The 10,290-nt window shown below is 71.9% G+C and carries 11 protein-coding genes; 5 read left to right on the top strand and 6 right to left on the bottom strand.

Annotation, left to right across the window (positions count from 1 at the left end; translation table 11 throughout):
- The first annotated feature begins 9 nt into the window (after positions 1-9).
- From A5730_RS05440 to A5730_RS05450, 3 genes are read left to right on the top strand one after another with little or no spacing between them, the layout of a single operon-like run.
- The gene (locus A5730_RS05440; protein ID WP_067896688.1) at positions 10-732 is read left to right on the top strand and encodes a phosphatidylserine decarboxylase; all 723 of its coding nucleotides are present in this window, start codon (positions 10-12) and stop codon (positions 730-732) included.
- Positions 729-1,592, top strand: a complete 864-nt coding sequence (pssA, locus tag A5730_RS05445) for a CDP-diacylglycerol--serine O-phosphatidyltransferase (RefSeq protein WP_067896691.1) — start codon at positions 729-731, stop codon at positions 1,590-1,592. Before A5730_RS05440 ends, pssA begins: the two co-directional genes overlap by 4 nt.
- Positions 1,589-3,769 (top strand): AAA family ATPase, encoded by a 2,181-nt coding sequence (locus A5730_RS05450; RefSeq protein WP_067896693.1) that lies wholly within the window; start codon positions 1,589-1,591, stop codon positions 3,767-3,769. Before pssA ends, A5730_RS05450 begins: the two co-directional genes overlap by 4 nt.
- Here A5730_RS05450 and A5730_RS05455 read toward each other — a convergent pair.
- Positions 3,743-4,351 (bottom strand): TetR/AcrR family transcriptional regulator, encoded by a 609-nt coding sequence (locus A5730_RS05455; RefSeq protein WP_067896696.1) that lies wholly within the window; start codon positions 4,349-4,351, stop codon positions 3,743-3,745. The two genes, A5730_RS05450 and A5730_RS05455, sit on opposite strands and share 27 nt — an antisense overlap.
- 21 nt (positions 4,352-4,372) lie before the next feature.
- Between A5730_RS05455 and A5730_RS05460 the strand changes: the two genes are divergently transcribed.
- Both A5730_RS05460 and A5730_RS05465 read left to right on the top strand, forming a co-directional pair.
- Positions 4,373-5,158 (top strand): DUF2867 domain-containing protein, encoded by a 786-nt coding sequence (locus A5730_RS05460; protein WP_067896699.1) that lies wholly within the window; start codon positions 4,373-4,375, stop codon positions 5,156-5,158.
- Positions 5,155-6,084, top strand: a complete 930-nt coding sequence (locus A5730_RS05465; protein ID WP_067896701.1) for an SDR family NAD(P)-dependent oxidoreductase — start codon at positions 5,155-5,157, stop codon at positions 6,082-6,084. The genes A5730_RS05460 and A5730_RS05465 overlap by 4 nt, the downstream gene beginning before the upstream one ends.
- On the opposite strand, the gene A5730_RS05470 is transcribed toward A5730_RS05465, so the two are convergent.
- The 5 genes from A5730_RS05470 to A5730_RS05490 are packed head-to-tail and all read right to left on the bottom strand — an operon-like array spanning position 6,038 to position 10,258.
- Positions 6,038-6,850, bottom strand: a complete 813-nt coding sequence (locus tag A5730_RS05470; protein WP_067896704.1) for an enoyl-CoA hydratase/isomerase family protein — start codon at positions 6,848-6,850, stop codon at positions 6,038-6,040. The genes A5730_RS05465 and A5730_RS05470 overlap by 47 nt on opposite strands.
- The gene (locus tag A5730_RS05475; protein WP_067896709.1) at positions 6,847-7,845 is read right to left on the bottom strand and encodes a TIGR03617 family F420-dependent LLM class oxidoreductase; all 999 of its coding nucleotides are present in this window, start codon (positions 7,843-7,845) and stop codon (positions 6,847-6,849) included. Before A5730_RS05475 ends, A5730_RS05470 begins: the two co-directional genes overlap by 4 nt.
- Before the next feature lie 16 nt (positions 7,846-7,861).
- The gene (locus tag A5730_RS05480) at positions 7,862-8,488 is read right to left on the bottom strand and encodes an LON peptidase substrate-binding domain-containing protein (RefSeq protein ID WP_067896712.1); all 627 of its coding nucleotides are present in this window, start codon (positions 8,486-8,488) and stop codon (positions 7,862-7,864) included.
- Positions 8,488-9,618: a glutamate--cysteine ligase gene (locus A5730_RS05485; protein ID WP_067896714.1), complete on the bottom strand. Its 1,131-nt coding sequence runs from the start codon at positions 9,616-9,618 to the stop codon at positions 8,488-8,490. The genes A5730_RS05480 and A5730_RS05485 overlap by 1 nt, the downstream gene beginning before the upstream one ends.
- On the bottom strand, positions 9,608-10,258 hold the full coding sequence (locus A5730_RS05490; RefSeq protein ID WP_067896717.1) for a superoxide dismutase family protein: 651 nt from the start codon (positions 10,256-10,258) through the stop codon (positions 9,608-9,610). Before A5730_RS05490 ends, A5730_RS05485 begins: the two co-directional genes overlap by 11 nt.
- Positions 10,259-10,290 lie beyond the last annotated feature (32 nt).

The raw sequence follows: 10,290 nt of genomic DNA on the forward strand, positions 1-10,290 counted from the left end.
GATGGCCGCGTGGCACGACGCCCCCGCCCAATCGGCCCCACGGCCGAGGAGCCAACGTTCAGCCCGCAGCACGCGTTGGAGTTGGTGCGGGCAACCGTTCCGCCGGTCCACCCCGCCGGCCGCCCGTTCATCGCGGGCGGGCTGGCGGTGGCGCTCGCCGGCCGCAAGCACCGGTGGATTCGGCGGGCCGGCCTGCTGGCGGCGGGCGCCTGCGCCGGGTTCTTTCGCCACCCGCCCCGGGTGCCGCCGAACCGGCCGGGCGCGATCGTGGCCCCCGCCGACGGGGTGGTCTGCGTGATCGATTCCGCCGCCCCGCCCGCCGAACTCGGCATGGGTGACGCGCCGTTGCCGCGGGTGAGCATCTTCCTGTCGCTGCTGGACGCCCACGTCCAGCGCGCGCCGGTGAGCGGCGAGGTGATCGCCATGCAGCACCGGCCCGGCCGCTTCGGCTCGGCCGATCTGGCGGCGGCCAGCACCGAGAACGAGCGCACCAGCCTCCGGATCCGGACGCCCGCGGGCGCGGAGGTGGTGGCGGTGCAGGTCGCGGGGCTGCTGGCGCGGCGCATCATCTGCGACGCGCGTGTCGGGGACAAGCTCACCATCGGCGACACCTACGGGCTGATCCGGTTCGGCTCCCGGCTCGACACCTACCTGCCGCCGGGCGCCGAACCGCTGGTCTTTCAGGGCCAGCGGGCGATCGCGGGCGAGACCGTGCTGGCCGAGCTGTCATGATCAGCAAGCCGCGCGGCAGGCCGTCGGTCAACCTGCAGATCCTGCCCAGCGCGATGACCGTGCTCTCCATCTGCGCGGGCCTGACCTCGATCCGGTTCGCCCTCGAGCACCAGCCGAAGGCGGCGATGGCGTTGATCGCCGCGGCCGCCATCCTCGACGGGCTGGACGGGCGGGTGGCCCGCATCCTGGATGCCCAGTCGCGGATGGGCGAGGAGATCGACTCGCTGGCCGACGCGGTGAACTTCGGCGTCACACCGGCGATCGTGCTCTACGTGACGATGCTGACCAAGTCGCCGGCCGGCTGGGTGGTGATCCTGCTCTACGCCGTCTGCGTGGTGTTGCGGCTGGCGCGCTACAACGCGCTGCAGAACGACGGCAGCCAGCCCGCCTACACCCACGAGTTCTTCGTCGGCATGCCGGCGCCGGCCGGCGCGGTGTCGATGATCGGGCTGATCGGGCTCAAACTGCAGTTCGGGGAGGGCTGGTGGACGTCGACGACGTTCCTGTGCATCTGGATCACCGGGACGTCGATGCTGATGATCAGCAAGATCCCGATGCGCAAGATGCACGCCGCGGCGGTGCCCCCCAGCTGGGCCGCGCCGCTGCTGGCGCTGCTGGCGATCTGCGCGGCCGCGGCGGTGCTGGCGCCCTACGTCCTGATCTGGGTCATCATCATCGCCTACCTGTGCCACGTGCCGTTCGCGGTCCGCAACCAGCGCTGGCTGGCCGCGCACCCCGAGGCGTGGTCCGAGGAACCCAAGCAGCGCCGCGCCGCGCGACGCGCGACCCGCCGGGCGCAGCCGAACCGCCGGTCCATGGCGCGGCTCGGCCTGCGCAAGCCGGGCGGGCGCCTGCCATGAGCCGGCCGGGCGAGGATGCGCCCCGTCAGCTCACGCTCACCGCGCGGTTGAACACCTCCGCCGTGGACTCGCGCCGCGGGGTCGTTCGCTTGCATCCGAGCGCCATTGCCGCGCTTGGCATTCGGGAGTGGGACGCGGTGGCGCTGACCGGCTCGCGGACCACCGCGGCGGTGGCGGGCCTGGCCGGAGCGGACACGCCGGTGAGCACCGTGCTGCTCGACGACGTGACGCTGTCCAACGCCGGGCTGCGCGAGGGCACCGCGGTGATCGTCGGCGCGGTCACCGTCTACGGCGCCCGGTCGGTGACGCTGTCCGGCTCGTCGCTCGCCAGCCAGTCGATCGCCCCGGTCACCCTGCGGCAGGCCCTGCTCGGCAAGGTGCTGACCGTCGGCGACGCCGTCTCGCTGCTGCCCCGCGACCTGGGCCCGCCGTTCTCGACGTCGGCCGCCGCCCGCGCGCTGGCCGCCTCGGTCGGCATCAGCTGGACCTCGGAGCTGCTGACCGTCACCGGCGTGGATCCGCAGGGACCCGTTAGCGTGCAACCGAATTCGCTGGTCTCCTGGGGAGTGGGCGTCCCGTCGGGCACCGGGACGTCGTCGCCCGTATCGATCGAGGTCACCACGCCGGACACGGTGGTCGAGGAACTCAAGGGCTCGCAGCCGCAGGCCGCCAAGCTCACCGAATGGCTCAAGCTCGCGCTCGACGAGCCGCACCTGCTCAAGACCCTGGGCGCCGGCGCCAACCTCGGCGTGCTGGTGTCGGGCCCGGCCGGCGTCGGCAAGGTGACGCTGGTGCGCGCGGTGTGCGCGGGCCGCCGGCTGGTGAACCTGGACGGCCCGGAGGTGGGCGCGCTGGCGCCGGAAGACCGGCTCAAGGTCGTCGCTTCGGCGGTGCGGGCCGTCCGCGACGGCGGCGGCGTCCTGTTGATCACCGACGTGGACGCGCTGCTGCCGGCCACCCCCGAGCCGGTGGCCGCCCTGATCCTGGGCGAGCTGCGCACCGCGGTGGCCACCGAGGGCGTCGCCCTGATCGCCACCTCCGCGCGGCCGGACCAGCTCGACGCCCGGCTGCGCGCGCCGGACCTGTGCGACCGGGAGCTGAGCCTGCCGCTGCCCGACGCCGGGACCCGCAAGGCGCTGCTGGAGTCACTGCTGAAATCGGTGCCCGCCGGTGTGCTCGATCTCGATGAGATCGCCGCGCGCACACCGGGTTTCGTGGTGGCCGACCTGGCCGCGCTGCTGCGCGAGGCGGCGCTGCGCGCGGCGTCGCGGGCCAGCTCCGACGGCCGGCCGCCGGAGCTGAACCAGGAGGACCTCGTCGGTGCCCTGACGGTCATCCGGCCGCTGTCCCGTTCCGCCAGCGAGGAAGTGGCCGTCGGCAACATCACCCTGGACGACGTCGGCGACATGGCCGAGGCCCGGCAGTCGTTGACCGAGGCCGTGTTGTGGCCGCTGCAGCACCCGGACACCTTCGCCCGGTTGGGGGTCGACCCGCCCCGCGGGGTGCTGCTGTACGGGCCGCCCGGCTGCGGCAAGACCTTCGTGGTGCGCGCGCTGGCCAGCACCGGTCAGCTGTCCGTGCACGCGGTCAAGGGATCCGAGCTGATGGACAAGTGGGTGGGCAGCTCCGAAAAGGCCGTCCGCGAACTGTTTCGGCGCGCCCGCGACTCCGCCCCCTCGCTGGTGTTCCTCGACGAGATCGACGCGCTGGCGCCCCGGCGCGGGCAGAGCTTCGACTCGGGCGTGACCGATCGGGTGGTGGCCGCGCTGCTCACCGAGCTCGACGGCGTCAACCCGCTGCGCGACGTCGTCGTGCTGGGCGCCACCAACCGGCCGGACCTGATCGACCCGGCGCTGCTGCGCCCTGGCCGCCTCGAGCGGCGGGTGTTCATCGAACCGCCCGACGCGGCCGCGCGCCGCGAAATACTGCGCACCGCAGGCAAATCCGTGCCGCTCAGCGACGACGTCGACCTGGACGAGGTGGCCGCCGGGCTCGATGGCTACAGCGCCGCCGACTGCGTGGCGCTGCTGCGGGAGGCGGCCCTGACCGCGATGCGGCGGTCCATCGACGCCACCGACGTGACGGCCGCCGACATCGCCGCGGCGCGCCAAATCGTGCGCCCCTCATTGGATCCCATGCAGGTGGAGTCGCTACGGGCCTTCGCCAAAGCTCCGTAGCACGGCCAGCGCCGAGGCCGCGACGTCTTTTTCCAGCCAGGACGGCATCGGGTCGTCGTGGGCGTGGCGGCGCACCACGGCGTAGGGCAGGTCCGCGACCGCTCGCGCGACGGCGTCCACCGACCGCGGCCTGCTGTTCCCGTACAGCTGCCGCGCCAGCACCGCGAGGCGCTCGGTCAACGGGGCGTTCATCGCGGCCAGGGTTTCCCGGAATGAGGCGTCGGGTTCGTCGTCGAGCAGGTCGCTTGGCCGGATCGTCAGCAGCAGGCGGGCGTCCTCGGGCAGCTCGCGCGCGAATCTGACGGCCGACACCGCCATCGCTATCGCCGTTTCCATGGCGGTGTCCGCCGCCGTCGCGGCGTCAGCGGCCAGCGCCCGCGCCTGGAAGCGTTCGAGCGCGCGCAGCCAGGCCGCCGTCAGGATGCCGTCCCGGTTGCCGAACCGGTGATACAGCGTGCCCGCCGGGGCGCCGCTGGCCTTGGCGATGGCCGCGACGCTGGCCGCGCGCGGCCCGCCGTCGAGCACCAGCGTCCGGGCTGCGTCGAGGATCACATCGGTTTCATGCTTCCGCGGAGGGGCCATAATCTAGTACATTCCTTCTATATGGAACGATTACCCTATATCGATGAGCATGCCATAACCGTCGACGCGGAGCGCGCGGACACGTGGTCCGCGCTGCTGCGGGTGCTGTGCCGGGACCCGGGCGACCCGTCGACCGTGCCGCCCGGCTTCGTGCTGGACGAGGCGCGACCGCCGGCGCGGTTCGCGCTGAAGGGCCGGCACCCGTTCGCGGTGTACCGCTGGGTGTTCGAGCTGGACGACGATCCGGCGGGCGGCACCCGGGTGCGCGCGGCCACCTGGGCGGCCTTCCCCGGCCTGCACGGGACGATCTACCGGGCGCTGGTCATCGGCAGCGGCGGGCACCGCGTGGTGGTCCGCCGGACGCTGAAACACATCGCGGCGGCCGCCGAGCGGGCCGACTACACCGACGTGTTCGAAGTGCCGCTCCCGCAAGGGGATTCGCGCGGCGCCGAGCAGATGTTCCGCGACGCCCTGGGGCACGCCCCGGGCGGGGGCATCGTGCCGTGGATCCACCGCCACGTGCTGAGGTTCGACCTCGGGCCGGGCTCGTCGCCCGATCACCCCATCGGCTGGACGATCGTGCGGTCGGAGCACGACGAACTCGTGCTGCGCGCGCGGGGGCCACTGATGGACGGCGAGCTGACGCTGCGCCGCGAGGACGATCGGCGGGCCGCCCTCACCACCCGCGTGCGCTACCGCCGCCGGCTCACCGCCCGAGCCGTCTGGACGGTCGTCGGCCCGCTGCATCGGGTGGTGGCGCCGCGGCTGATGGCCCGCGCGGCGGTGTGGCAGCCTATACCGGCATGACCGAGGATCCGACCGCGCTGCAGATCGTCGACGGAGTCGACTTGTCCGGCAAGGTCTGTGTGATCACCGGCGCGTCCTCCGGGCTGGGGCGCGAGTCGGCGCGGGCGCTGGCGGCGGCCGGCGCGCATGTCGTCCTGGCCGCCCGCGACGCCGAGGCGTTGGAGGCGACCGCCCGTTGGATCGCGGCCGAGGTGCCCGGCGCGGTCACGTCCCGGGTGCGGCTTGACCTCACCGCGCTGACCGCGGTGCGCGCGGCGGCCGGCGCGATTCGCGAGATCGCCCCGGCCATCGACGTCTTGATGAACAACGCCGGTGTCATGTTCACGCCGTTCGGCAGGACGCGCGACGGCTTCGAAATGCAGCTGGGCACAAACCATTTCGGGCACTTCGAACTCACCCGGCTGCTCGTCCCGCAACTGGCCGCCGCCGGCGGGGCCCGGATCGTCAACCTGTCGTCCGGCGGTCACGTCCTGGGCGACGTCGACTTCGACGACCCCAATTGGGAGCGCCACCCGTACGACAAGTTCGTCGCGTACGGCGCGTCGAAGACGGCGAACATCCTGCACGCCGTCGAGGCCGACCGGCGGCTGCGCGATCGCGGAATCCGCGCCTACGCCGTGCATCCCGGCACCGTGGCCACCGCGCTCGCGCGGCACATGTCGCGGGCGGACTTCTCCCAGCTGCGCGAGCTGGCCGGCGGGTCCCTCGACGTCACGACGCCAGAGCGCGGCGCGGCCACCCAGGTGTGGGCGGCGGTCAGCCCGGAGCTGACCGACCGGGGCGGGCTCTACCTCGAAGACTGCCGCGTCAGCGAACGGGCGGCCCCCTACGCCCGCGACGGGCAGCGCGCGGCGCGGTGGTGGGAGCTCTCCGAGCAGCTCACGGATCGGGCAGCGCGGTCCACTCCTCCGACAGTCGCGACGTGAACGACGGCGGCCGGCGCTCGAGAAAGGCCGCGACCCCTTCGCCCGCGTCGGGGGCGCCCATCACCCGTTGGTGCAGTTGGGTTTCCAGCGCGGCGACCTGCCGCGGGGTGTAGCCGTTGATCGCGGTATCCCACAGCAGTCGCTTGCACAGCGCCGCCGACATGGGCGCCACGTTGACCGCGATGTCGCGGGCCACCGTCACCGCGTGGTCGAGCACCTGCCCCGCGGGCAGCGCCCGGTTCGCGATGCCGAGCGCCGCCGCCTCGGCCCCACCGAAGGTCCGCCCGGTGAGCAGAATGTCCGCGGCCACGCCCAGCGTGGTCAGCCGCGCCAACGTCCAGTGCGCCATGCAGTCGGGGAGCACGCCCCGGCGCACTTGCACCACACCGTATTTCGCGTCGTCGGCGACGAAACGCAGGTCGGCCTGCAACGCGATGGTCAGCCCGATGCCGATCGCGTGGCCGTTGACGGCGGCGATGACCGGCTTGCGCAACTCGAAGGCGGCCGGGGCGATCGGCGACGCCGAGAATTCCTCACCCGGGGCGTCGAAAGGGCTTGTCTCGCCGGAGAAATCCGCGCCCGCGCAGAAGGCGCGCCCGGCCCCGGTCACCACGATGGCCCGGACGTCGTCGTCGCCGTCGCAGTCGGCGTACGCCCGGCTCAGCAGCGCGCCCATCTCGGCGGTGTAGGCGTTGAGTTGCTCGGGCCGGTTGAGCGTGAGCACCGCCACGCCCGCGTCGACATCGACCGTCACGTCCGGGCTCATCGCAGCGCCGGTGTGCGGTGCAGGGCGCCGATCAGGTCCGCGACGTCCGCAGCGGCCGGCGTATAACCCGGGAAGTAGCAGCACACCTCGGCGGCGTGCTCGCCGAACCGGGCGGCGATCTGTTGCGCGCAGTCCTCGGGGGTGCCGACGATCCCGATCCGGGCCACCATCTCGTCGCTTATCAGCCGGCGCATCTCGGGAAAGCGGCCCTGTTTGGACAGGGCGTTTAGCTCGGGCTGGACGTCGGCCCAGCCCTCGGCCTCAAGCACGGGCAGGTAGGCCGGCGTCGAGCCGTAGAACGAAATGAGGCCCGCGACACCGGCTTTCGCAGCGGCCAGGTCCGCCTCGTCGCGGCCGACGGCGACCATGGCCTGGACGATGATCTCGAAGTCCTCGGCGGATCGCCCGGAGCGCCGCAAGCCCTCGTCCACGGCGGGCAGGGTGCGCTCGGCGAAGTGGCGGCCGCTGTTGAAGGGCATCACCAGCAACCCGTCGGCCACCTCGGCGGCGGTGCGCGTCATCACCGGGCCCAGCGCCCCCAGCAACACCGGCGGCGGCCCGAACGGGTTGGGCCCGGGATTGAAGTTGGGCGCCATGATGGTGTGGGTGAAGAATTCGCCGCGAAAGTCCAAGCGGGCGCGGCCTTCCCAGGCTGCGAAGATCGCCTTGATCGCCGCAATGGTTTCGGCCATTCGGGCCGCGGGCCGCTCCCACTTACTGCCGTAACGCTTTTCGATGTGGGCTTTCACCTGCGAGCCGAGGCCGAGCCGGAACCGCCCCCCGCTGTAGAGCTGCAGGTCGTAAGCGGCGTGCGCCAGGTGCAGCGGGCTGCGAGGCGGTGCGATCGCCACGTTGGTCATCAGCTCCAGGCCGGTCGTGCCGGCGGCGACGATCAGCGGGAAGAACACGTCGTGCTGGCCCTCGAAGGTGAACAGGCCGTCGGCGCTGGCCGCCGCGTCCACCGGCGAGCCGTTGACCTGCAGATGCACCTTCATCTGATCCCCTGTCGGATTATTCGGAGAGCTGGAACTCCACCACCTCGGCCACCGCGGCCACCGCCTCGCGCAGCGCGGTCAGGCGCTCGGCGACCGACGGCGCCGCCAGCACCGTGTATCGATCGGCGGTGCCGATGGGGATGCGGGACGCCAACGCGTACAGGCGTTCCCCGGGATCGCCGGCCGCGTCGTCGCCCAGGATCGCCTCGCGGCCCGGCAGCGCCAGGCCGCGCGCGTCGGCGATCCTCTCGAACAGCGCCATCACCGCGTCCTCGACCTCGCGCAGCTGGGCCGGGGTGACCGGATCGCCCGGCTGGTCGGGCCAGACCGCCACGGTCGCGCGTGGGTAGGGCTCGTCGCGCAGCCACTGCGACACCCGGATCCGTTCTCCGGTGCGGCAGTGCATCGAGTACCGGCCCGCGCCGTGCTCGACGCAGTCGGTGATCCTGGCCAAAACGCCGACATCGCAACGTGATTCGCCGCCGCCGACCTCACGTCCCCGCGAGATCAGCACCACGCCGAACGGATCGCCGGTGGCCAGGCAATGCCGGACCAGCGCACCATAGCGCGGCTCGAAGATGCGCAACGGCAGGTCCTGATCGGGCAGGAGCACCGACTCCAGCGGGAACATCGCCAGTTCCATCAGATCTCCAGCTCGGCCACCAGGGCGTCGACCACCGTCCGCAGGTCGCCGTCGTTTTCCTCGGCCACCCGGCGCTGCCGCTGATAAGAGGCGCCCTGTCTGGGGATCTCGGCCACCGCGGCCAGTTCGTCAACGCAATTCAGCGATTTCGCGACGGGCTCGAGCCGGTTGAGCACGTCGTCGAGGTCCTCGGTGACCAGCCGCTCGTTGCTGTCGGCGTCCTGGATGATGATCGCGTCCAGCCCGTAGCGGGCCGCGCGCCACTTGTTCTCCTGGTTGTGCCAGGGCGGCATGGTCGGCAGCGTCTCGTCGGCCTCCAGCCTGCGGTCCAGGTCCACCACCAGGCAATGCGTCAACGCCACCAGCGCACCCAACTCACGCATGTTGGACACCCCGTCGCACACCCGCACCTCGATGGTGCCCAGGTGCGGCGAAGGCCTGATGTCCCAACGGACTTCGTCGACGTGATCGATGATTCCGGTCTTCTTCTGGTCGTAGACGAAACCCTCGAACTCCGCCCAGGTCTGAAACTGGAACGGCAAGCCGGCGGTGGGCAATTGCTGGAACATCATCGCGCGGTTGCTGGCGTAACCGGTGTCCACCCCGGCCCACCACGGCGAGGACGCCGACAGCGCAAGCAGGTGCGGGTAGTACTTCAGCAGCGACGTCATGATCGGCATGACCTTGTGCGCCGAGGAGATCCCGACGTGCACGTGCACGCCCCAGATAAGCATCTGCCGTCCCCACCATTGGGTGCGCTTGATCAGTTCGGCGTACCGGGGCGCGTCGGTGAGCTTCTGGGTGGTCCACTGCCCGAACGGGTGCGCGCCGGCGCAGAACAGCTCCATCCCCCGGTCCCGGACGATGCGGTGCGCGGGCCCCAGGGTTTGGCGCAGATCCTCCATCGCCTCCCCGGTGGAATTGCACACGCCGCTGACCACTTCGACGGTGTTGCGCAGCAACTCCTTGTGCACGCGCGGGTTTTCGCCGATCTCGGCGATCACCGCCGTTGCCTCGTTGCTCAGGTCGCGGGTCTGCGCGTCGACGAGCGCGAACTCCCACTCCACGCCGAGGGTGGGCCGCGGTGAACGGGCGAAATCGATGCGCGCGGTTGCCCTGTTAGCCGGCACCGATCACACCGCACGCGACCCGCTTGCCGGCGTCACCGGTGCTCATCGTCATCTGGTCGGGACCCGGGGTTCCGTTGCTCTGGTTGTAGCGCTCCGGCGGGATGTTGGCGAAATTGTCGGCGCCGGCGTGGATGATGATCGCGGTCTTCTCGCCGGTGAGCAGGTCTTCCATGGCGAACGCCTCCGTGGTGGTCATCAGCATCGCGGAGCCGTCCCTGCGCACCTGAAGCGACGTCAGGTCACCGCTGGCCGGCTCGCCCGTGTGGCCGGGCTTCTGGAAGTGGCCCCCCGCGGACAGGAAGTCGCCCGGCGCGCCACCGGTCGGGGCGACGGAGCTGGGCTCGCACTTGCCGACCTTGTGAATGTGCACCCCGTGGAAGCCGGGCGTCAGCTCCCCGTTGGCCGTCGTCTCGATGGTGATGGTGGCGTAGCCGTTGTTGAACTGGAATGTCGCGGTGCCGACCTCGGTGCCGTCGGCCGCCCTGAGGTGGGTGGTGATGTTCTGCCCCGGCGCCGCGGCGGCGCGGCCCTCCGGGGTCCCGCCGCCCGCCGGCGCCGGCGCCCCGGTCCAGACCGCCGGCGTGGTGCCCGGCGACGACGAGGCGTGTTGGGGCGACGAGCACGCGTTCAAAAGCGCCATGGAAGTGGCTGCGCAGAGCGCGGAAACGGTGG

It is taken from the genome of Mycobacterium sp. ACS4054 (assembly GCF_001667275.1).
In the GTDB taxonomy this organism is placed as follows: domain Bacteria; phylum Actinomycetota; class Actinomycetes; order Mycobacteriales; family Mycobacteriaceae; genus Mycobacterium.